Annotated in this window: 23 protein-coding genes; 10 read left to right on the top strand and 13 right to left on the bottom strand. The window is 71.8% G+C overall.

Going from position 1 to position 20,964, the window contains the following annotated elements; all coding sequences use genetic code 11:
* Positions 1-167: 167 nt before the first annotated feature.
* Positions 168-881, bottom strand: coding sequence for a VIT1/CCC1 transporter family protein (locus ACZ48Z_RS32395; RefSeq protein ID WP_468739493.1), 714 nt, complete (start codon positions 879-881; stop codon positions 168-170).
* 103 nt (positions 882-984) lie between these two features.
* Here ACZ48Z_RS32395 and ACZ48Z_RS32390 point away from each other — a divergent pair, with 103 nt between their 5' ends.
* Entirely contained in the window at positions 985-1,968 is a 984-nt protein-coding gene (locus ACZ48Z_RS32390; RefSeq protein WP_468739451.1) for a DEDDh family exonuclease, read from the top strand.
* A gap of 248 nt (positions 1,969-2,216) precedes the next feature.
* On the opposite strand, the gene ACZ48Z_RS32385 is transcribed toward ACZ48Z_RS32390, so the two are convergent.
* Positions 2,217-2,465, bottom strand: coding sequence for a hypothetical protein (locus ACZ48Z_RS32385; RefSeq protein WP_031046215.1), 249 nt, complete (start codon positions 2,463-2,465; stop codon positions 2,217-2,219).
* Between the two features lie 166 nt (positions 2,466-2,631).
* Between ACZ48Z_RS32385 and ACZ48Z_RS32380 the strand changes: the two genes are divergently transcribed.
* From ACZ48Z_RS32380 to ACZ48Z_RS32370, 3 genes are all read left to right on the top strand, one after another.
* Positions 2,632-3,429 carry an SURF1 family cytochrome oxidase biogenesis protein gene (locus tag ACZ48Z_RS32380; protein WP_468739450.1) on the top strand — a complete coding sequence of 266 codons (798 nt, stop codon included), beginning with the start codon at positions 2,632-2,634 and terminating at the stop codon, positions 3,427-3,429.
* A gap of 347 nt (positions 3,430-3,776) precedes the next feature.
* Entirely contained in the window at positions 3,777-5,561 is a 1,785-nt protein-coding gene (locus tag ACZ48Z_RS32375; protein WP_468739449.1) for a glycoside hydrolase family 15 protein, read from the top strand.
* A gap of 5 nt (positions 5,562-5,566) precedes the next feature.
* Positions 5,567-6,322 carry an SDR family oxidoreductase gene (locus ACZ48Z_RS32370; protein ID WP_468739448.1) on the top strand — a complete coding sequence of 252 codons (756 nt, stop codon included), beginning with the start codon at positions 5,567-5,569 and terminating at the stop codon, positions 6,320-6,322.
* Positions 6,323-6,398: 76 nt separating this feature from the next.
* Here the strand turns inward: ACZ48Z_RS32370 and amaP are convergent, their stop codons facing one another.
* Genes amaP through ACZ48Z_RS32345 form a run of 5 tightly spaced genes read right to left on the bottom strand, consistent with a single transcriptional unit; the run spans position 6,399 to position 8,750 of the window.
* Positions 6,399-6,977, bottom strand: coding sequence for an alkaline shock response membrane anchor protein AmaP (gene amaP, locus ACZ48Z_RS32365; RefSeq protein WP_468739447.1), 579 nt, complete (start codon positions 6,975-6,977; stop codon positions 6,399-6,401).
* A 5-nt stretch (positions 6,978-6,982) separates the two neighbouring features.
* Entirely contained in the window at positions 6,983-7,663 is a 681-nt protein-coding gene (locus ACZ48Z_RS32360; protein ID WP_468739446.1) for a DUF6286 domain-containing protein, read from the bottom strand.
* Positions 7,660-8,058: an Asp23/Gls24 family envelope stress response protein gene (locus tag ACZ48Z_RS32355; protein ID WP_468739445.1), complete on the bottom strand. Its 399-nt coding sequence runs from the start codon at positions 8,056-8,058 to the stop codon at positions 7,660-7,662. The genes ACZ48Z_RS32360 and ACZ48Z_RS32355 overlap by 4 nt, the downstream gene beginning before the upstream one ends.
* The gene (locus ACZ48Z_RS32350; protein ID WP_468739444.1) at positions 8,055-8,249 is read right to left on the bottom strand and encodes a hypothetical protein; all 195 of its coding nucleotides are present in this window, start codon (positions 8,247-8,249) and stop codon (positions 8,055-8,057) included. Before ACZ48Z_RS32350 ends, ACZ48Z_RS32355 begins: the two co-directional genes overlap by 4 nt.
* Before the next feature lie 36 nt (positions 8,250-8,285).
* Entirely contained in the window at positions 8,286-8,750 is a 465-nt protein-coding gene (locus tag ACZ48Z_RS32345) for an Asp23/Gls24 family envelope stress response protein (RefSeq protein WP_468739443.1), read from the bottom strand.
* Positions 8,751-8,837: 87 nt separating this feature from the next.
* On the opposite strand from ACZ48Z_RS32345, the gene ACZ48Z_RS32340 reads away from it, so the two are divergent.
* Positions 8,838-9,554: a nucleopolyhedrovirus P10 family protein gene (locus ACZ48Z_RS32340; protein ID WP_468739442.1), complete on the top strand. Its 717-nt coding sequence runs from the start codon at positions 8,838-8,840 to the stop codon at positions 9,552-9,554.
* A 4-nt stretch (positions 9,555-9,558) separates the two neighbouring features.
* On the opposite strand, the gene ACZ48Z_RS32335 is transcribed toward ACZ48Z_RS32340, so the two are convergent.
* From ACZ48Z_RS32335 to ACZ48Z_RS32325, 3 genes are all read right to left on the bottom strand, one after another.
* Complete coding sequence (locus tag ACZ48Z_RS32335; protein WP_468739441.1) at positions 9,559-10,371, bottom strand: enoyl-CoA hydratase/isomerase family protein; 813 nt, start codon at positions 10,369-10,371, stop codon at positions 9,559-9,561.
* A gap of 116 nt (positions 10,372-10,487) precedes the next feature.
* Entirely contained in the window at positions 10,488-10,709 is a 222-nt protein-coding gene (locus tag ACZ48Z_RS32330) for a helix-turn-helix domain-containing protein (RefSeq protein ID WP_004002281.1), read from the bottom strand.
* Positions 10,710-11,102: 393 nt separating this feature from the next.
* Positions 11,103-12,701 carry an ABC-F family ATP-binding cassette domain-containing protein gene (locus tag ACZ48Z_RS32325; protein ID WP_468739440.1) on the bottom strand — a complete coding sequence of 533 codons (1,599 nt, stop codon included), beginning with the start codon at positions 12,699-12,701 and terminating at the stop codon, positions 11,103-11,105.
* A gap of 264 nt (positions 12,702-12,965) precedes the next feature.
* Here ACZ48Z_RS32325 and ypfJ point away from each other — a divergent pair, with 264 nt between their 5' ends.
* Both ypfJ and ACZ48Z_RS32315 read left to right on the top strand, forming a co-directional pair.
* A complete protein-coding gene (gene ypfJ, locus ACZ48Z_RS32320; protein ID WP_468739439.1) occupies positions 12,966-13,856 on the top strand; it encodes a KPN_02809 family neutral zinc metallopeptidase in 891 nt (296 codons plus the stop codon).
* Between the two features lie 96 nt (positions 13,857-13,952).
* Positions 13,953-14,366: a VOC family protein gene (locus ACZ48Z_RS32315; RefSeq protein ID WP_468739438.1), complete on the top strand. Its 414-nt coding sequence runs from the start codon at positions 13,953-13,955 to the stop codon at positions 14,364-14,366.
* A 9-nt stretch (positions 14,367-14,375) separates the two neighbouring features.
* Here ACZ48Z_RS32315 and ACZ48Z_RS32310 read toward each other — a convergent pair whose 3' ends face one another.
* The 3 genes from ACZ48Z_RS32310 to ACZ48Z_RS32300 form a co-directional block, all read right to left on the bottom strand.
* Entirely contained in the window at positions 14,376-15,764 is a 1,389-nt protein-coding gene (locus tag ACZ48Z_RS32310; protein ID WP_468739437.1) for a hypothetical protein, read from the bottom strand.
* Positions 15,765-15,954: 190 nt separating this feature from the next.
* A complete protein-coding gene (locus ACZ48Z_RS32305; RefSeq protein WP_468739436.1) occupies positions 15,955-17,148 on the bottom strand; it encodes an alpha/beta hydrolase in 1,194 nt (397 codons plus the stop codon).
* A gap of 418 nt (positions 17,149-17,566) precedes the next feature.
* On the bottom strand, positions 17,567-18,274 hold the full coding sequence (locus ACZ48Z_RS32300) for a class II aldolase/adducin family protein (protein ID WP_468739435.1): 708 nt from the start codon (positions 18,272-18,274) through the stop codon (positions 17,567-17,569).
* A gap of 194 nt (positions 18,275-18,468) precedes the next feature.
* Here ACZ48Z_RS32300 and ACZ48Z_RS32295 point away from each other — a divergent pair, with 194 nt between their 5' ends.
* From ACZ48Z_RS32295 to ACZ48Z_RS32285, 3 genes are all read left to right on the top strand, one after another.
* Positions 18,469-19,218, top strand: coding sequence for a lysozyme (locus ACZ48Z_RS32295; RefSeq protein WP_468739434.1), 750 nt, complete (start codon positions 18,469-18,471; stop codon positions 19,216-19,218).
* A 153-nt stretch (positions 19,219-19,371) separates the two neighbouring features.
* Positions 19,372-20,610, top strand: coding sequence for an inorganic phosphate transporter (locus ACZ48Z_RS32290; protein WP_468739433.1), 1,239 nt, complete (start codon positions 19,372-19,374; stop codon positions 20,608-20,610).
* Between the two features lie 31 nt (positions 20,611-20,641).
* Positions 20,642-20,863, top strand: a complete 222-nt coding sequence (locus tag ACZ48Z_RS32285; protein WP_468739432.1) for a hypothetical protein — start codon at positions 20,642-20,644, stop codon at positions 20,861-20,863.
* Positions 20,864-20,964 lie beyond the last annotated feature (101 nt).

Raw genomic sequence — 20,964 nt, 5'->3', positions numbered from 1 at the left:
CTTGGTGATCTCCGCCAAGGGTCGGCGCGGCCGCCTGCGGGGCCCGCCCCGGCTTCGGGTGCGGCCGCTGCCGGAGCTCACGGATCAACTACGGTGCCCGGCAACCCACTTGGCCGTGGCCCGGCCCCCGTCGGCTCCGGCCAGCAGCCCCAGGGTTCGCCTCCACGTCAACCGACCCCCGCCGCCCCCAACAACGCTCCCACTCCGTACGTGACCCCCATCGCCAACGCCCCGCCCACCACATTCCGCAGTACCGCCCGCCCCGGAGCCGCCGCCCCCAACCGTGCGCTGCTCCATCCGGTGAGCACCAGCGCCCCCAGTACCGACACCACAGTCACCGGCACCCGCCACCCCGCCCCCGGCAGCACGATCGCCGACAGCGGCAGTGCTGCTCCCGCCGTGAACGCCAGGAAGCTCGCCCAGGCCGCATGCCAGGGGTTCGTCAGGTCGTCCGGATCGATGCCGAGTTCCACGCGTGCGTGGGCGCGCAGTGCGTCTCGTTCTGTCAACTGCCGGGCCGCCTCAAGGGCCACGTCACGCGACAGGCCGCGTTCCTCCAGAAGCTCCGTCAGCTCCTCCAGTTCCGCCTCCGGCTGTTCCCTCAACTCCCGCTTCTCCACGGCCAACGCGGCCTGCTCGGAGTCGCGCTGGGTCGACACGGACACGTACTCGCCCGCCGCCATGGACAGGGACCCGGCCAGCAGCCCCGCCAGACCCGCCGTCAGCAACGTCTCGCGGTCGCTCGTCGCACCCGCCACGCCCACCACCAGCCCCGCCGTGGAGACGATGCCGTCGTTCGCCCCCAGGACGGCCGCCCGCAGCCAGTTGAGGCGGGCGCCGAGCGCTCCGCCGTGCGCCTCGCCGTGCGCCGGTTCACTCACACCCTCGTCGGTCACCTCCGGAGGATCGCACCCTCGCCGCATCGGGTCCGGTACCGACGCCACCGTGAGGGACTGTCAGTCGCGGCCCGTATCCTCAGGAACCATGCTCGAAGACCACACGACCGCAGCGCCCTCCCCCACGGCGTGGCCGACCGCATATCCCCAGGGGTACGCGGTCGTTGACGTGGAGACCACCGGTCTGGCCCGGGACGACCGGATAATCTCCGCGGCCGTGTACCGGCTGGACGCTCGCGGTGAGGTCGAGGACCACTGGTACACGCTGGTCAATCCGCAGCGCGATCCCGGACCCGTGTGGATCCACGGTCTGACAAGTGACACCCTGCGCGACGCGCCCCTCTTCCAGGACATCGCCGAGGAGTTCTCGACCCGCCTGGAGAACCGGGTGCTGGTCGCGCACAACGCGGTCTTCGACTGGCAGATGATCGCCCGTGAGTACGCGCGCGCCAAGCGTGAGGCGCCGGTACGTCAACGGCTGTGCACCATCGTGCTGTCCAAGGAGCTCGGGCTCCCGTTGCCCAACCACAAGCTGGAGTCGCTCGCGGCCCACTTCGGCGTCGTCCAACAGCGGGCGCACCACGCCCTCGACGACGCGCGCGTGCTCGCGGAGGCGTTCCGGCCGAGCCTGCACGCCGCGGCCGCCCGCAGCGTACGGCTGCCGCTGCACGAGTGCCGGCCGCTGACCGAGTGGACGGACCACGCGGTGCCCCGGCAGCAATCGGGCTACAGCAGCTACCGGCCGACCAGTTGGCGCCCCGCCCGCAAGCGGCCCGCCTGCCCGTACCCGAACCCGGGGCGGTACGAGGACAGCAAGCCTCTCAAACAGGGCATGCGGGTCGCGTTCTCCGGGGACACCTCGACCGAGCGCGAACTGCTTGAGGACCGGGCGGTCGAGGCGGGGCTGCACGTCGCCGGGAGCATCTCCCGGCTGACCAGCCTCCTCGTCACCAACGACCCGGACTCGGGCACCTCCAAGGTCGTCAAGGCCCGGCAGTTCGGGACCCCGGTCGTCGACGAGGCGGCCTTCGGGCAGCTCCTCAGGGATGTGGAGCCGGCGTCGGAGGGTTGACCGGACGTGCGGGGCGACCGTGCGCGAGGGGCCACCGGACGGGCGGGAGCACCGGTCGCGAGGGGTGACCGGTCGCCGGGAAGGGACTGCCGACGGGCGGGTGGTAGGCGACGGGCGGGTGGTTGCCGTACGACTCGCCCGGCGCCCTCTCGCCCGCGCGGCGGCCACGGCTCACCGGCCGGCGTCGGAGGCTCCCCGGGCGTCGATCCGCTGCCCACCCGGCCCCGTACGCCAAGGGACCCGTCGGCCTACACCGCGGAGCCGACCTTGTCCACGATGCCGGCCTTGCCCTCCGCACGGGCACAGTGCGCGCCGCAGAACCAGTGGCCGTCCACCTCGACACCCTGGCCGATGATCTGGACCCTGCAGTGCTCACAGATCGGGGCCATGCGATGGATCGCGCAGGCGAACGAGTCGAAGACGTGGCGTGCCCCGTCCCGTGTCTCGACGGTGAACGCCAGCTCGTAGTCATTGCCGCACACTTCGCAACGTGTCATAAACCGCATCGTCAAGGGCGGATCGGGCACCCGCAAGTCGACAGCGCCGCCGCCCGCAACGGCGGCAGTCGCTGCGCCTCGCGCACAGCGGAGGGTCGGCACCGGCCGCCGCGTCCTGCCACACCCCTGTGCGAGCACCGCAAGGTCCGAGTTGTACGGTCGTGGGGTGTACCGCTTCCTGTTGTCCCGGCAGTGGGTGATCCTCACACTGGTCGCCCTCCTTCTCATCCCCACGATGATCAGGCTGGGTATCTGGCAGATGCACCGCTACGAGGAGCGCACCGCCCGCAACGAGCTGGTCTCCGACTCGCTGTCCGCGAAGGCGGTGCCCGTGGAGCGGATGACCTCGCCCGGACACACGGTGACCACCCACGACCGGTATCGCCGCGTGACCGCGAAGGGGCACTTCGACACCCAGGACGAGGTCGTCGTGCGGCGCCGCACCAACTCCGACGACGAGGTCGGCTACCACGTACTGACCCCGTTCGTCCTCGACGACGGCAAGGTGCTGCTGGTCAACCGGGGGTGGATCCCTTCGGACGGTCCGAGCCAGACCGCGTTCCCGAAGATCCCGGCGCCGCCCGCGGGGGAGGTCACCGTCACCGGGCGGCTGATGCCCGACGAGACGACCGCGGCGAGCGGCATCAAGAACCTCAAGGGCCTGCCGGACCGGCAGGTCATGCTGATCAACAGCGAGCAGGAGGCGAAGCGGCTGGGCGCGACGGTGCTCGGCGGCTACATCGCCCAGACCGCGCCCGCGCCGAAGGGCGACAGCCCGGAACTGATGGGCAGCGACCCCGGCATGGAGGACGCCGCACTGAACTACGCCTACGCCATCCAGTGGTGGCTGTTCTCCGTGGGCGTGCCGATCGGCTGGGTGATCCTGGTGCGGCGTGAGCTTCGCGAGCGCCGGGAGAAGGCGGAGCAGGACAGCGCCACGGCGGCGGAACCGGCCTCGGTGTGAACCTCGCCGTTGCGGCCGGCCCCCTCGGCGGCGCTCACTTTCCCGGACGGTCCCGCCAGTAGACGAACGTGCGCTCCGGCTCGGGCAGCAGCTCCCACGGATACCGGGTCACATGGCGGCCCGGGCGCCGGAAGACCTGTGGCGCGTCGGCCGGACGGCGGGTGCGGACCAGGGCGAAGGGCCAGGAGGTCGAGATCGGCGACGGGCGCCGGCGACACTGATCGGCCTGTGGGTGCTGAACCAGACCCCGGCGCGCCCGGGGGGGGGTGATCTTCTCCGGCACCACGGCGTCACTCCCCCGGCCGCACCCCTGATTGGCCCCGTGACCAGCCGGGAACCCGCACTGCGTGCACCCCCGTATCGAGGACTACGCCCTCATCGGCGACGAACAGACCGCGGCCCTGGTCGGCATGGACGGTTCCGTGGACTGGCTGTGCCTGCCCCGCTTCGACTCGGCGGCCTGCTTCGCCAGGCTGCTCGGCGACGAGGAGAACGGCCACTGGCGGATCGCTCCCGCCAACGCCGACCGGTGCACGAGGCGCGGCTACCGCCCCGACACTCTCGTGCTGGACACCGAGTGGGAGACCGACGAGGGCGCGGTGCGGGTCACCGACCTGATGCCGCAGCGCGACCTCGCCCCCGACCTCGTACGCGTCGTCGAGGGGCTGCGCGGGAAGGTGACCGTCCGCAGCACCCTCCGGCTCCGCTTCGACCACGGTTCGGTCATGCCGTGGATGCGCCGCTCCGACGGCCACCGGGTGGCGATCGCGGGGCCCGACTCGGTGTGGCTGCGCAGCGAGCCCGCCGTGCGCACCTGGGGCGAGGACTTCGGTACGCACTCGGAGTTCACGGTGGAGGCGGGCGAGAAGGTCGCCTTCGTCCTCACCTGGCACCCCTCGCACGAACCCCGCCCGCCGCTGATCGACCCGTACGAGACCTTGCGGGCCAGCGTCGCCGACTGGCAGGCCTGGGCGGCCCGGTGCCGTTACGACGGCCCCCACCGGGACGCCGTCGTCCGCTCCCTGATCACCCTCAAGGCCCTCACCTACGCCCCCACCGGCGGCATCGTCGCCGCCCCCACGACCTCGCTGCCCGAGGAGCTGGGCGGGGTCCGCAACTGGGACTACCGCTACTGCTGGCTGCGCGACTCGACCCTCACCCTGGGCGCCCTGCTGTCCTGCGGCTACCAGGAGGAGGCCGGGGCCTGGCGCGACTGGCTGCTGCGCGCGGTCGCCGGCGACCCGGCCGACCTGCAGATCATGTACGGCCTCGCGGGCGAGCGCCGGCTGCCCGAGTCCGAACTGCCGTGGCTGGCGGGCTTCGGCGGCTCGAAGCCCGTACGCATCGGGAACGAGGCCGTCAACCAGCTCCAACTGGACGTGTACGGCGAGGTCATGGACTCGCTGTCGCTGGCCCGGCGCTCGGGTCTGCCGCCCAAGGCGCACATGTGGTCCCTGCAGTGCGCGCTCCTGGAGTTCCTGCGCGAGGTGTGGCGGCAGCCCGACGAGGGGCTGTGGGAGGTGCGCGGCGGCCGGCAGCACTTCGTCCACTCGAAGGTGATGGTGTGGGTCGCCGCCGACCGGGCCGTGCGCACCCTGGAGGAGTACCCCGAGCTGCGCGGCGACCCGGACGGCTGGCGGGCGATGCGCGACGAGGTGCACCGCGAGGTGTGCGAGAAGGGCTACGACCCCGAACGCAACACCTTCACCCAGTACTACGGCTCGCGCGAACTCGACGCGTCCCTGCTGCTGATCCCCCGCGTCGGCTTCCTGCCGCCCGACGACCCGCGGGTCGTGGGCACCATCGACGCGGTCCGCGCGGAGCTGGACCACGGCGGGTTCGTACGGCGGTACAGCGCCGAGGAGACGCCCGTGGACGGGCTGCCGGGGGGCGAGGGCACGTTCCTCGTGTGCTCGTTCTGGCTCGCCGACGCCCTGCACATGACGGGCCGCACGAAGGAGGCGCGGGACCTGTTCGAACGGCTGCTGGGCCTGGCCAACGACGTGGGCCTGCTGTCAGAGCAGTACGACCCGGCGGCCGACGTCCAGCTCGGCAACTTCCCGCAGGCGTTCAGCCATATCGGACTGGTGAACACCGCCCTCACCCTGTACGAGGGCGAGGAGGCAGGATAGGGGCCATGGATCTTGGACTGAAGGACCGTGTGTACGTCGTCACCGGAGCGACCCGCGGGCTCGGCAACGCGGCCGCGCGCGAGCTGGTCGCCGACGGGGCGAAGGTCGTGCTGACCGGCCGGGAGGAGAAGCGGGCGGTCGCCGCGGCGGCCGAGCTGGGGCCGAACGCCGTCGGGGTGGCCGTCGACAACGCCGATCCGTCGGCGCCGGAGCAGCTGATCGCCGCGGCGCGGGAGCACTTCGGGCGGTTCGACGGGGTGCTGATCAGCGTCGGCGGGCCCGCGCCCGGTTTCGTCGCGGACAACACCGACGAGCAGTGGCAGACCGCGTTCGAGTCCGTGTTCCTGGGAGCGGTCCGGCTGGCCCGGGCGGCCGCGGCGGAGCTCGACGCCGGGGGCGTCATCGGCTTCGTCCTGTCGGCGTCGGTGCACGAGCCGATTCCCGGGCTGACCATCTCGAACGGGCTGCGGCCCGGTCTCGCCGGGTTCGCCAAGTCCCTCTCCGACGAGCTGGGGCCGCGGGGCATCCGGGTGGTGGGGCTGCTGCCGTCCCGGATCGACACGGATCGCGTGCGCGAGCTGGACGGGCTGTCCGCGGACCCGGAGGCCACCCGGGCCGCGAACGAGTCCCGGATTCCGTTGCGGCGGTACGGGACGCCCGAGGAGTTCGGGCGGGCGGCGGCATTTTTGTTGTCGCCGGCTGCGTCCTATTTGACCGGGGTCATGTTGCCCGTGGACGGGGGGATGCGGCATGGGTTCTAGCTGCCGGCCGGTGGGGGCTTGTCGCGCCCACGCGGCGGAGCCGCAAATCGATACAGCCCCGCGCCCCTGAATACCCTTAACTGACCCTTTCCGCCTTGTGCTTGACGCCGGTCATGCGGACCTCCGCCGGAAGCGACTCCAGCCCCGCCGAATCACGGGCGTGGGTCAGGGCCTGTGTCGTCAGGTGGTGCAGGGCCTCCGCCGGGTCCACATGCGGTTCCAGCAGGAGGCGTACGTGGGTCTCCGGGGCGTCGGGGCGGCCGGTCAGGCCGACCTGGGCCCGTTGGACGCCGTCCAACTGCCCCGCGTCGCCCGCCAGTACGGCTTCCAGGGCGCGGCCCCTCAGGAGCGCGCCCTCGCCGTCGCCGGTGTTGACGCGTACCTCGGTGAGCCGTCGCCTGCGGAGCACCGCGGTGAGCCACCACAGGGTCAGGAGCACCACGAGAGCCAGGGCGGCGATGACCGTGGGCCACCACCAGGCGTCGCCGTTCCAGCGGGTGCGCTCCGCGTCGCTCAGCAGCACGTCGTGCCTGCCGTCGTGGATCCACCAGGACGGCGGGTTCAGGCCGAGGCCCACGGCGAGCACCGAGCCGCCCACGACGAGCAGTACCAGGCCCACCAGGCCGATCAGTACGCGGTTGACGGTCCTGAGCATCGGCCTCAGCCCTTCCTGGTCGTCCGTGCCACGTGCACCGACAGCGCCGGGGGCCGGGCCAGGCCCAGTGCCCTGATCGCCTCGGTGAGCGCCACGTCCAAGTCGGCGCGTACGTCGTCCAGTTCGCGGAAGTGGGAGACCGCGCGGACGTCGGCCTTCGTCCGGCTCATCCGTACCTGGGCGGACTGGACTCCGGCGACCTCCATGGCGCGGTCGCGCAGCACCATGGCGGCCGCGTGCCGGTGGAGGCCGGCGCGGACGTCGGAGTGGGTGCGGTGCATCGGGAGGACGGCGCGCAGACCGGGTGTGACGGCCAGCAGGACCAGCCACAGGCCCAGAGCGGCGGCGACGCCCGCACCCACCAGGACCCAGGGGTCGTCCAGGGGGCGCTCGGCGAGCTGGCGGGAGAGTTCGCGGCGCCAGTGCATCGCGGGACGGTCGGCCCGGACGGCCGCGATGTCGTACAGGAAGAGACCGGCGACGAGCAGGAGCAGCAGGGCGACGATGCCCGCCGGGACCCTGCGCGCCGACCAGAAGCGGCGTCCGCCGCCCGCCCCGCCCTCCAGGAGGGGTGGTGGTCCGTACGCGGCGGCCGACGCGGACTGGCCGCGCCCGTCCGGTTCCGCCGCCCGCTCGATGACCGGCAGTCGTTGTGTGGTGCCCTCGGAGCCCTGGGGCTCGCTCATCGCGTCCTCCCCTGTGCCGCGCCGTACGCCTGTGCCGGATGCAGCCGCTCCACCTGGACGGCGATCTCCGACACCTCCATGTCCACCAACGCGACTACCCGCTCGACCACTTGCTGACGCACCGCGCGGCAACGCTCTCCGATGTCGGACGGGTAGGCCAGTTCGAGGTGCATGCGGATACGGGCGGTGCCGTGGTGGACCGTGACGGTGGCGGAAGGGGGCGCGGCCTCGGCCGGAAGGTCTCCGAGCGCCTCGCGGGCCGCCTGTCCGGCGACCTTCGCGACCACGCGGTCGGCGATTCGGGTCGCGCCCCGCTCACCCGGTGGGACGGCGGCGGCAGTCAGAGGTCCACGGAGTTCACCCGCCGCACCGGCCTCACTGCTCACGGCCGTCATCGCCGCCGGTCACGCCGGTCGTCACGAGTGCGGAAGATGTCGCCGACCTCCAGGTCCCCCTCCAGAAACCGGCCGACGACGAAGCCGATGGCGCCCAGCGCCGCCACCAGCAGGAAGGCACCGAACCCGCCGAAATACCCGGCGAATCCCAGCGCCATGCCGGCGATCATGCCGACCACGGCCATGCTCATCGTGCGCTCCTTAAGGTCCCCGAAGGTATGGTCCGGCTACTGGAGCCGGGTCTCCGGCTCCTCGTCCTCTTCGTCGGGCAGCTTCACGTCGCTCACCGCGATGTTGACCTCGACGACCTCCAGGCCGGTCATCCGTTCCACCGCCGCGACCACGTTCTCCCGCACCGCGCGGGCCACGTCGGCGATCGAGACGCCGTAGTCGACGACGATCTCCAGGTCGAGCGCGGTCTGCACCTCGCCGACCTCCACCTTGACCCCGCGTGTGGCGGACTTCGAACCGCCGGGCACCCGGTCCCGTACGGCCCCGAAGGTGCGGCTCAGCCCGCTGCCCATCGCGTGCACGCCGAGGACGTCGCGTGCCGCCAGCCCGGCGATCTTCTCCACGACACCGTCGGCGATGGTGGTCCGCCCTCGTGTCGCCGGGTCGCCGCCGCCGCGTTTGATGGCCTTGCGGGGCTGCGCGGACGTCTCCACCTCGGGGCTTTGCGTCATGTCGGTCATCGCCGTCCATCCTTTCCGGTCATCGTCCTTCGACCACCGTAAGTGCGGTTGCGCGATCGCGCGCCGGAGATGCGGCAGGCTGGAGGAATGACGGCGGATCAGTGGACGCGGGCGGTACGGCATCACCTCGGACCGGGGCGGCTGCTGCCCCTGGGCGGGCCGCGCGAGGGGGCGTGGATCTCGGAGGAGGCGGCTCACGCGGTGGTGCGGGTCGCCGTGGAAGGCCTGCGGGACGTACGGCTGGGCGTGCTGCGGACCGGTCTCGCCGATCCGCAGGACACGTATGAGCCCGTCGTACCGCCGCCGCCCGGCGCGCTGCCGCCCGGCCCGCTGCGGCTGACCGCGGAGTTCGAGGCGACGCCCGCCGAGCCGCTGCCGGTGACGTCGGAGCTGCTGCGCACGGCACTCGCGCGGGCGGCGGCCGACCTGCTGGGGCTGGAGCTCGGCGCGGTGGACCTGCGGGTGACGGCCCTGCTGGACGCGGACGCCGGGCCGTCTCCCGTATGGCGGCCCGAGCCGCCACGACCCGCACAGGCGGGCCCGGGTGATGAGGCCCTCGCCGCCGCGGCCGCGCTGGCGGTCCCCGGTGCGGTCCGGCTGACCGGGCTGCTGGGGCGCCCGGTGCACATCGGGGAGCGGGAGACCGGGAACGGCTCCCTTGCGCGCCGCCATGTCCGCGTGGAACTGGCGGCGGGCGCGGGCCGCCGGGCCCTGGACGTGGCCCGGGACGTCCGCGCCGCCGTGGGTGAGGCGCTGTCGGACCGTCCGACGGTGGCGGTGCTGGTGACGGCCGTGGAGGTCTGAGGACCTACTCGCCGACGCCGGCCAGATCCCGCAGCCGGCGTGTCTGAGCCGCCCGCTCGGCGCCGCGCTGCTCGTCGTAGGTGCGGTCCTGGGCACCCCGCAGCAGCGCCTTGGTCTCGATGACTGCATCGCGGGGGGCGGACAGGAGCGCCGCCGCCAGTTCGCGTACGGCACCGTCGAGCTGGTCCAGGGGGACGGCGACGTTGGCGAGGCCGGTGCTCACCGCCTCCCCGGCCGTGACGAAGCGCCCGGTGGCGCAGATCTCCAGCGCCCGGGCGTAACCGACGAGGCCCACCAGAGGGTGGGTGCCGGTGAGGTCGGGAACCAGGCCCAGGCTGGTCTCGCGCATGGCGAACTGCACGTCGTCGGCGACGACGCGCAGGTCACAGGCGAGGGCGAGCTGGAAACCCGCCCCGATGGCATGCCCCTGTACGGCGGCGATGGACACGACGTCACTGCGCCGCCACCAGGTGAAGCCCTCCTGGAACTCCGCGATGGCGGCGTCGATCTCGGCGTCACCACTGCGGGCGAGGTCGATGAACGACGGCTCGCCCTCGATCCCCTCGGGCGTGAACATCTGCCGGTCGAGCCCCGCGGAGAAGGACTTGCCCTCACCGCGCAGCACCACCACACGGACGGAGCCCGGCACGAGCCGGCCCGCCTCGGCGAGCGCTCGCCACAGAGCGGGGCTCTGCGCGTTGCGTTTGGCCGGGTTGGTCAGCGTCACCGTGGCGAGGGAGTCCTCGACGGTGAGCCGTACGCCGTCCTTGTCGAGCAGGGGAACGAGTTCCTGGCCATCCTGAGTGGACGTAGCCATGGGGCGCCTCCGATGCGTGCGGTCAGCAGAGCATTGCTAAGTGACTGCACAGTAACCACCCGGCCGGTCGGTTGACCGACCGGGTGGTCACCATCGAAGCCGATGGGCCGCCCGGTTCAGGACGATGCGGCCTTCTTGCCCCGCGTCGCTCCGCCACGCCCACGAAGCGTGACGCCCGATTCGCTGAGCATCCGGTGCACGAAGCCATACGAGCGGCCGGTTTCTTCGGCCAGCGCCCGAATGCTCGCACCGGAGTCGTACTTCTTCTTAAGGTCTGCCGCGAGCTTGTCGCGCGCGGCGCCGGTTACCCGGCTGCCCTTCTTCAGAGTCTCGGCCACCCGTGCCTCCTCATGCGAAGTGCGCTCTGGTCCCCTCATGATCACCCCTCCAGGCGTTCATGGCCACCCATTCGGCAAGGTCCGTAAGACATGGTTTTGACGACAGGAGCGAGTCCCCACATACGGAATCTGTGATTCCACGCAGATGCGTTCGTACCGCCGAACGGGTTCTTTTGTGAAGTACCAGGTCAGAGACGTGCGACGGCCGGGCCCTTGTCGATAAAGGACCCGGCCGCGAAATGGATGTAGGACACACCTCGGTACGAGGAGATCTCACACAGATGATGGATCACGGATCGGCCGAATGATCCATACGCCGTGGATCACGACCTGGATCACGTCGTGGAGCACGTCTGGATCATGTCGTGGGGTGCTGCTGGGGCACGCTTTCGATCAGGCCAGGGCGACCAGATCCGCGTAGTCGGCGCCCCACAGGTCCTCGACGCCGTCCGGGAGCAGGATGATCCGCTCCGGCTGGAGCGCCTCGACGGCGCCCTCGTCGTGGGTCACCAGGACGACCGCGCCCTTGTAGGTGCGCAGCGCGCCGAGGATCTCCTCGCGGCTGGCCGGGTCGAGGTTGTTGGTGGGCTCGTCGAGGAGCAGTACGTTCGCCGAGGAGACGACCAGGGTGGCGAGCGCAAGACGGGTCTTCTCGCCGCCGGAGAGGACCCCGGCCGGCTTGTCGACGTCGTCACCGGAGAACAGGAACGAGCCGAGCGTCTTGCGCACCTCGACGAGGTCGAGGTCGGGGGCCGCCGACCGCATGTTCTCCAGGACCGTGCGCTCGGGGTCGAGGGTCTCGTGCTCCTGGGCGTAGTAGCCGAGCTTGAGACCGTGTCCGGGCACGACCGCGCCGGTGTCCGGCTGCTCGGTCCCGGCGAGCAGGCGCAGCAGGGTGGTCTTGCCCGCGCCGTTGAGGCCCAGGATGACCACGCGTGAGCCCTTGTCGATGGCCAGGTCGACGTCGGTGAAGATCTCCAGCGAGCCGTACGACTTCGACAGGCCCTCCGCCATCAGCGGGGTCTTGCCGCAGGGCGCGGGCTCGGGGAAGCGCAGCTTGGCGACCTTGTCCTGCTGGCGCACCGCGTCGAGTCCGGCGAGCAGCCGGTCGGCGCGCTTGGCCATGTTCTGGGCGGCGACCGTCTTGGTGGCCTTGGCGCGCATCTTGTCTGCCTGCGAGTGCAGGGCGGCGGCCTTCTTCTCGGCGTTCTGCCGCTCGCGCTTCCTGCGCTTCTCGTCGGCCTCGCGCTGCTGCTGGTAGAGCTTCCAGCCCATGTTGTAGACGTCGATCTGGGCCCGGTTGGCGTCCAGGTAGAAGACCTTGTTGACGACCGTCTCGACCAGGTCGACGTCGTGGGAGATCACGATGAAGCCGCCGCGGTACGACTTGAGGTAGTCGCGCAGCCAGATGATCGAGTCGGCGTCGAGGTGGTTGGTCGGCTCGTCGAGGAGCAGCGTGTCGGCGTCGGAGAAGAGGATCCGGGCCAGTTCGATACGGCGGCGCTGACCACCGGAGAGGGTGTGCAGGGGCTGGCCCAGTACCCGGTCGGGGAGGTTCAGCGCGGCGGCGATGGTGGAGGCCTCGGCCTCGGCGGAGTACCCGCCCTTGGTGAGGAACTCGGTCTCCTGGCGCTCGTACTGCCGCATCGCCTTCTCCCGGGTGGCGCCGCTGCCGTTGGCGATGCGCTGTTCGTTGTCGCGCATCTTCTTCAGCAGGACGTCGAGCCCGCGCGCGGAGAGGATCCGGTCCCGGGCGAGCACGTCGAGGTCGCCGGTGCGGGGGTCCTGGGGCAGGTAGCCGACCTCACCGGACCGGGTGATCTGGCCCGCGGCGGGGATGCCCTCGCCTGCGAGGCACTTGGTCAGGGTGGTCTTCCCCGCGCCGTTGCGGCCGACCAGGCCGATGCGGTCGCCCTTGGCGACCCGGAAGGTGGCGGACTCGATGAGGACTCGGGCGCCGGCGCGCAGCTCGATACCGGAGGCGGAGATCACGGACAGACTCCAGGGCGGGTTGGTGGCGGGATGGGCGGCTGAGGACGTTCCCGCCGTCTAATGCGCGAGGAGAATGGCCATGGGCCAAGTCTAACGGGGCCGTGCAAGCACTTTTTCTGCGTTCGGGTGTTCGGTTGGTCTCCCTGCGGGCATCCGATCGGTCCGGGTCGCCGTCCCTCGTCCGGGTGTATGTCCGAGGCCGGGGACGGGCGGCCGGGCGAAGATGCCCTGCAGGGGCCGGTGCGCGCAGAGGGCGGAGTCCGCATGCAGTTCGACGACGATGCCAGGCTGGACACCTCCGAGGTGCAGGACGTGCGGGGCAGCCGCATCCCGGGCGGCCGGGCCACCGTCGGCGGCGGTGTCGTCGGACTGATCGCGCTGGTGCTGGGGCTGTTCCTCGGGGTCGGGCCGGACCAGCTCGGCCTCACCGACGGCAGTGCACAGCCAGCGGCCACCGCGTCGGGCCTGACCGAGGTCGAGCAGAACTGCCGTACCGGGCAGGACGTGAACACCCGGGACGACTGCCGGATGGTGGCGGTGGTCAACAGCGTGCAGGACTACTGGGACCAGGAGTTCGAGCGCCGCCGCGCCGGCTATACGGCCTCCCCCACGGTCTTCTTCAGTCAGCAGGTCGGTACCGCGTGCGGGTCGGCGACCTCGGCGGTGGGGCCCTTCTACTGCCCCGGCGACCGGAAGGTCTATCTGGACCTGGAGTTCTTCGACGAACTGCGGTCGAAGTTCGGGGCGAGCGGAGGGCCGTTCGCCCAGGCCTATGTCGTCGCGCACGAGTACGGCCATCACGTGCAGGACCTGACGGGCACGTTGAGCCGGTCGCAGGACGGCGGTACGGGCGCGGACAGCAGCTCGGTGAAGGTGGAGCTGCAGGCCGACTGCTACGCCGGGGTATGGGCCCACCACGCCACCACGACGAAGGACGAGTCGACCGGGCGGCCGCTGATCACGAGCCTGACCGAGGCCGACATCACCGACGGCCTGGACGCGGCGGCGGCCGTGGGCGACGACCGGATCCAGGAGCGGTTCCAGGGGCGGGTGACGCCGGAGACGTGGACGCACGGGTCGGCGCAGCAGCGCCAGCAGTGGTTCAGGGAGGGCTACCGGACCGGGGACATGGCTCGGTGCGACACCTTCCGCTGAACCGTCCGCCCTGCTCAGAGGCGGTTGTCAGTGGTCGCTGCCAGACTGGGCCGTGAATGGATTCCCCGGTTTTCTGATCACAAAGGAGTGATCGGCATGACAGGCACAAGCGGTGGGCGCCCCAGCATCTACCCGACCCTGCGGTACGCGGACGCCAGGGCGGCGGTCAAGCAGCTCACGGAGGCCTTCGGATTCACCGAACTCGCGGTGTACGAGGGCGAGGACGGCCTGGTGGCACACGCCGAGCTGGTACAGGGCAACGGGGCGGTGATGCTCGGTTCCAAGGGCACCGGCAGCGTCTACGACAAGGTGATGAAGGACGCGGGCCCGTCCGGGGTCTACGTCGTCGTGGACGACGTCGACGCACATCATCGCCGTGCCGTGGAGCACGGCGCGGAGATCCTGATGCCCCCGACGGACCAGGACTACGGCTCCCGGGACTACATGGCCCGGGACGCCGAGGGCAACGTGTGGAGCTTCGGGACGTACGCCCCAGAGACGGCGGGCTGAGCGCGGCCTCTAACTGCCGCCGGTGTGCACCTGGAAGGCGGCACGGCGTACGGCCTTGGCGAGGGCCGGGTCGGGGTGGGCTGCGGCGAGGGCGACCAGGACCTGCACGGTGCGCGGGTGGCCCACGGCCCGGACCTCGTTCAGGAGGGCGTGGACGGTGGGCTGGAGCGCGGACTCCAGGTGCCGGACCAGCATCGGGGCCTCGCCGTGGTCGGCGACGGCGGCCGCGGTGTCGACCCACAGCCAGGTGGCCTCCTCGCGGGTGAGGACCTCGTGGGCGTCCTCCGGGTCGACGCCCTCGTGCTCGGCCAGCCACAGCAGGGCGTACGGCCGCAGGGTGGGCTCGTCGGCCACGGAGCGGACGTCCGGCTCGGCGGGGGCGCCGACCACACGCAGGGCCTCGAAGGCGAGGCCGCGCAGCAGGGCGTCGTCGCCGCGGGCCGCGCCGAGCAGTTCGGTGACGGCACTGCCGACGGGGCGGGCGGCGAGCCAGGCCCGGTACTCGGCGCGGGCCGCGTTGGGGCGCAGTTGGGCGCAGCCGCGGAGCATCTCGTCGGCGGCGACCTCGATGTTGCCGGCGGGGCTCTGCGCGGCGACGCAGATCTGCTCCAGCTTGACCCACACCGCCCAGCTGCCGAGCGGGGTGAGGGTGGCCTGGCCGTCGCCGTAGGTCAGGGCGCCGACGGAGGCGAGGGCGCGCAGGGCCCAGTCGAGGAGGGGGGCCAGGGGGGCGTCCTGCGGGGCAGCCGCCTCGGTCTCCGGTTCCGGCTGGGGACCGTAGGGGATCTCGCAGCGGGCAGTGCGCAGTTCGGTGACGCGCTGTTCCAGGAGGTCCAGAAGCTGCTCGACGGGGACGGGCCCGGCGGACAGCTGAAGGAAGGAGAGCACCTGGGGCATGGCCGAGACGACCTCGGCGACGGCGGCGGGCTCGCGGTCCGTGGGTTCGGGGAAGGCGAGCGACCATGCGTCGAAGAGCGCGACCCAGCCGCGCAGTACGGCGCTGTCGTCACGGTCCCAGGCGCGCAGCCGCCAGCCGGGGCGTGCGGTGTCGCCGTGCACCTCGACCAGTCCGGCGAGGCGGGCGGTGTCCCAGGCGGCGCGGATCCTGGCCGCGGTCAGGCCGAGGGCCTCCGCCGCGCGCGCGGCTGTCTCGTCGGAGAGGGTGCCCTTGCCGTCTCCGCCGGGGCGGAGGGCGTCGTCGGCCCAGTGGGCGACGCGGGCCGCGTCGGCCAGACCGGAGCGCGCCATTCTGGCCAGTACCGCGGGCGCCGGGGTGCCTTCCGGCGGGCGCGGCGCGGGGCGGCGTGGGCGCCGCTGGTTCACGGCTGAGGGGGCGGCGGCCAGGGGTCGCGGGCGGACGAGTCGGAGCCTGGAGTCGCGCGGGATACGGGACGTCACGGGTGCAGTCTTCCGGTTGACGGTCCGAAAACCCAAACGGAATGTCACCGCGGGCCACGGGCAGGGCCAGGGCCGGGGCCGCGCGGAGGGGCATACACCGAGATCAGGCCAGTAGTACGCGCTTAAACGGAACCTGCGGAACCGGGGTGTCGCTGCGGCGCCGCTGGGGTGCCGCTGGGGTGCCGGGATGTCACATCAAAGGGGTGAGGAAGCGGCGAAGTGCCTCTTCATAGGCGCCGGGGTCGGCGTTCCACATCGCCGCGTGCGGGGCCTGACGGACCGTGTGGAGGGTGATCCGGTCGGCGTAGGTGGCGGCGAGACGACGGGACAGGTCCCAGGGGGCGACCGTGTCGTCCGGGCCGTGGAAGATCAGCGTCGGCGGCGGGGGCCTGTCGTGAGTGAGGCCGGCGTCGGTCCGGTCGGCGGGGGCGGTGGTGGTGGCGGTGTGGTCGGTGGTCGTGGGGTCGGTGTACAGGCCCGTGTCGTCGCTGGGCAGGCCGGCGCGGCCCTGTGCCGCGCGTACCGCGAGCGGGAGGAGGACGCCGGGGGTGTGGCGGGCGGCGGCGAGTGCGCGCAGGGCCAGCTCCCAGCTGAGGACCGGGGAGTCCAGGACCAGCCCCTTGACGCGGTCACGCAGGCCGGAACGGGCGGCGGCGCGCAGGGCCATCGTGGAGCCGACGGACCAGCCGTGCAGCACGAGTTGGCGAGCGCCGTGGCTGACGGCGTAGCGCATCGCCGCGTCCAGGTCTCGCCACTCGGTCTCACCGAAGTGGTTCAGACCGTCTGGCGGGCGGGGGGCGCCTTCGTCGCCACGGTAGGCGGGAGCGAGGACCGGGAAGCGGTGGTGGTGCAGGAACTCCAGGATGTTCAGGGCGTGTTCGCGGGTCGAGCCGAGGCCGTGGACGGTGATGACCCAGGTGTCCCGTGCGCCGGGGACGAACCAGGCGGGCAGCGGGCCGAGTTCGCCGGGGAGGTCGACGTCGGTGTGGTCGATGCCGAGGGCGGATTTCGGGTCGCCGACGTAGGCGTTCGGGGTGAGCCAGACCTTGTCGCCGGGGCTCAGGGTGCCGTGGGTGACGCGTTCCAGGCGGCGGACGACCGTGTCGGCGGAGTGGTGCTCCTCTGCGAGGACGGGGCCCACTGTCGCGTGGGAGGCGTCGCCGAGGAGGCCGTAGGTGCCGGGGCGCAGGGCGGCGAGGTCGCGGGTGAGGGCGATGCGGCCGGCCGCCGTGGCGTGCACGGTGAGCCGGGGTTCGCCGGGCAGCGGGCGGCCCGGTGGTGCCTTCAGTCCGGCGTCGCCTGCGATCCTCCCGGCGACGATTCCGGCCGCGCCGGCTGCCAGGGCTGCGGTGACGGCGGCGGCCGTCGCTTTGACACTGCGCACGCCTTTCAGTGTCGCGGTGCGGGCGGGGATGGGCCAGTGGGCGAGTGCGGGTGCCTGTGCGGGTTCGGTGGGGGCGGGCGTTTTTTGCGCAGTTCCCCGCGCCCCTAATCGCTTCGGGTTCGGTGGGTGGGTCGGGGACGGGGTGGGGGGTGTCCGTCCTCGGTCCGGCGGCTCGGTTTCTTGAGCAGTGCTCGGTTCCGGACGCCGGCCGCTGCGGGCGGACACCCCCCACCCCGCCCCCTGCACGCCGTACGCGTCCAAAGGTCCGTACACCGTCCCCACCCAGGGGCGCGGGGAACTGCGCGACCGGCCACCACGGGCCCGCGGCCGCAGACCGGCAGCATGCGGCGCAGTCCCCCCGCACGCGGGTGCCCGCAACTCCCCAGGGGCGCGGGGAACTGCGCGACCGGCCACCCCTTCACCCCCGCTGCCCGTACCCCCGCAACCGCTCCCCCGCCTCCGCCACCTGTTCCTCCGTCAGGAGGTTGGGGGTCAGGTTTGGTAGGGAGCGGGCCGTCAGCCACAGGTGGGACATCCATTCCAGTTGGGCCGTGCGGTCGTAGGCCTGGGTGAGGGTGGCGCCGTAGGCGATCGTGCCGTGGTTCTGGAGGAGGCAGGCCGAGCGGTCGGCGAGGGCGTGGAGCATGTTCTCGGCCAACTCGTCGGTGCCGTAGGTGGCGTACGGGGCGACGCGGACGGGTCCGCCGAGCGCGCCGGCCATGTAGTGGATCGCCGGGAGTTCGGGGACCAGGGTGGAGACGGCCGTGGCGTGCACCGCGTGGGTGTGGACGACCGCGCGGGCGTCGGTGCTGCGGTAGACGGCCAGATGCATGGGGAGTTCACTCGTGGGGACCAGGCTGCCGAGGACCTGGCGTCCGTCGAGGTCGACGCCTGTGATGTCGTCCGGCGTGAGGCGGCCGTAGGGTACGCCCGACGGCGTGACCAGGACCGTGTCTCCGACGCGCACCGAGACGTTGCCGGAGGTGCCGACGACCAGGCCGTCGGAGACGGTACGGCGGGCCGTGGCGACCAACTCCTCCCAGGCGTCGGCCTCGTCGGCGCGCACGCCGGTCCCCCACGACTCGGCGCCTCGTACGTCCCGCGGTTCCTGCTGCTCCTCGGCCATGCCGCGATCCTGCCAGCCCGCGGTGCCGGGCCGCCTCGGGCCGGGGCTGTTCGGGGCGGATGCCCCGCCTCCGAAAGGCCTCATGTCGGTATACGCATGTCTCTCTTGGTGCTTGTGCTCAGATCACCCGTAATACGACTTCCTTCCAGTACTGTCTGGGCTTTGTTCTGCGCGACGCCATTTCCGGGGGACACATGGCCCGTGACCGCACACCAGCCCGTCATCGAACCCGCGCTCTGGCCGTGTCCGTGGCCGCTCTCACCGTGGGCGGCATGGCGCTCGCCGGGGCGCCGGCGTCGGCGGCGGGCCTGCCCAAGGGGCACGACGTCTCGTCGCACCAGAAGAACGTCGACTGGCCGAAGGCCAGGGCCAAAGGCGCCGAGTTCGTCTACATCAAGGCGACCGAGTCGACCGACTACCGCAACCCGCACTTCGCAGAGCAGTACGACGGCGCGCGCGCCGCGGGCATCATCCGCGGGGCGTATCACTTCGCGCTGCCGGACAGGTCGTCGGGCAGGGCCCAGGCCGCGTACCTCGTGCGCAACGGGGGCTCCTGGTCCGGGGACGGCTGGACGCTGCCGCCCGCGCTCGACATCGAATACAACCCGTACGACAGGAAGCACAAGTGCTACGGCCTGAGCCGGGCAGGCATGGTCGCCTGGATCATGTCGTTCAGCGACGAGGTGCGGCGGCTCACCGGCCGCCGTCCGGTGATCTACACGACCGCCCACTGGTGGAACGCCTGCACGGGCGGCAGTGGCGCCTTCGCCTCGAACCACGCGCTGTGGGTGGCCCGCTACCACTCGGCGGACGCGGGTGCCCTGCCTGTCGGATGGTCGTTCTGGACGTTCTGGCAGTACGACAACAAGGGCGGCCTGCCGGGTGACCAGAATCTCTTCAACGGGTCCGCGAGCCGGCTGAAGAAGTTCGCCCGGGGGTCGTAGCCCTGAGACACATGGGCCGCATGGGGTCCGGGGCGTACGGCGTAGCAAGAGACGCCCACTCCGGTCACCGTGCGGCCCTGTTCAGTTCATCTTCCGTTCACCCAGGTTACTTACGTTCAACTCACCAATGACTTCGAACGATTGCCTGGGTAAATGGAAAACTTCTCGCTGATCCTCGCGATTGTGGTTATCACCGCACTCGCGTTCGATTTCACGAACGGTTTTCACGACACCGCCAACGCGATGGCCACCACCATCTCGACCGGTGCACTCAAGCCCAAGGTCGCGGTGGCCATGTCCGCCGTGCTGAACCTTGTGGGCGCCTTCCTCTCGGTGGAGGTCGCCAACACGATCTCCAAGGGTCTCGTCGACGAGACCGGCATCCGTCCCGAGGTCATCTTCGCCGCCCTGGTCGGCGCGATCCTCTGGAACCTGCTGACCTGGCTGGTGGGTCTGCCATCCAGTTCCTCGCACGCCCTCATGGGCGGTCTGATCGGCGCCACCATCGCCTCGGCGGGCACGGGCGCGGTCCACGGTGACGCGCTCGTCACGAAGGTCCTGATCCCGGCGGTCGCCGCGCCGATCGTCGCGGGCGTCGCCGCCATGCTGGCCACCCGCCTCTCGTACACCCTGGGCAAGAAGGCCGACGGCAAGGCCGCCGCGAAGGGCTACCGGACCGGGCAGATCGCCTCGGCCGGCCTGGTCTCGCTCGCCCACGGCACCAACGACGCGCAGAAGACGATGGGCATCATCACCCTCGCCCTGGTCGCAGGCGGCGTCGTCGCACCCGACTCCGACCCGCCCACCTGGGTCATCCTCTCGGCGGGCCTCGCCATCGCGCTCGGCACCTACCTGGGCGGCTGGCGCATCATCCGCACCATGGGCACGGGCCTGACCGACCTCCAGCCGCAGCAGGGCTTCGCCGCCCAGACCAGCGCGGCCACCGTCATCCTGGCCTCCTCCCACCTCGGCTTCTCCCTCTCCACCACGCACTCCGTCTCCGGTTCGGTGATGGGTGCGGGCCTCGGCCGCAAGGGCGGCGTGGTCCGCTGGTCCACGGCCACCCGCATGTTCGTCGCCTGGGGCCTGACGCTCCCGGCGGCGGCCCTGGTGGGCGCCCTGGCCGAGTCGGTCACCAACCTCGGCGACTGGGGTACGGCACTGGTGGCGGTCTTCCTCATCGCCTCCAGCGCGGCCATCTGGAAGATCTCGCGGCGCGAGGTCGTGGACGCGTCGAACGTCATCGACTCCGACGAGCCGGCCGGCGTGGTGACCACGGCGATCGCCGCCGTGACCCCGCCGCCCACGGGCACGCTGCCCGAGGGCCTCACGGCCACCATCCCGGCCCCGGCCACTGTCACGGAACCGGCCGCCCCGCCGGCCGCCGTCTGAGCCCGCACCCCAGCGTTAAGGAAGCCTCACCATGACAATCGACTGGGAAGCGCTCGGCTCCGTCTTCGGCGTCAGCCTCGTGGTCACCGTGGGCCTCGTGGCCCTGTTCACCCTCGGCATCATGGGTCTCTCCCGTCAGGAGAGGGCCACGGCCCAGGGCGGATCGGCGACCCTCGCGGTCACCGGCGCGTACGTCTGCTTCGCGGCCTGCGCGGCGGCGGTGGCGTACGGCATCTCTCTGATCGTGGCCTGACGGCACCGATCGTTCGACGGCCGGGGGGGGGGGGGGGGGGGGGGGGTGGGTCCGCCCTGGCTTCCTCTTTTGTTTGGGGGGGTCTCCCCCTCCCCCCCGGT

Source organism: Streptomyces sp. NPDC031225, assembly GCF_055570355.1.
Note: the sequence above shows the minus strand (reverse complement) of the source record. Positions and strands in the feature narration are given on the sequence as shown.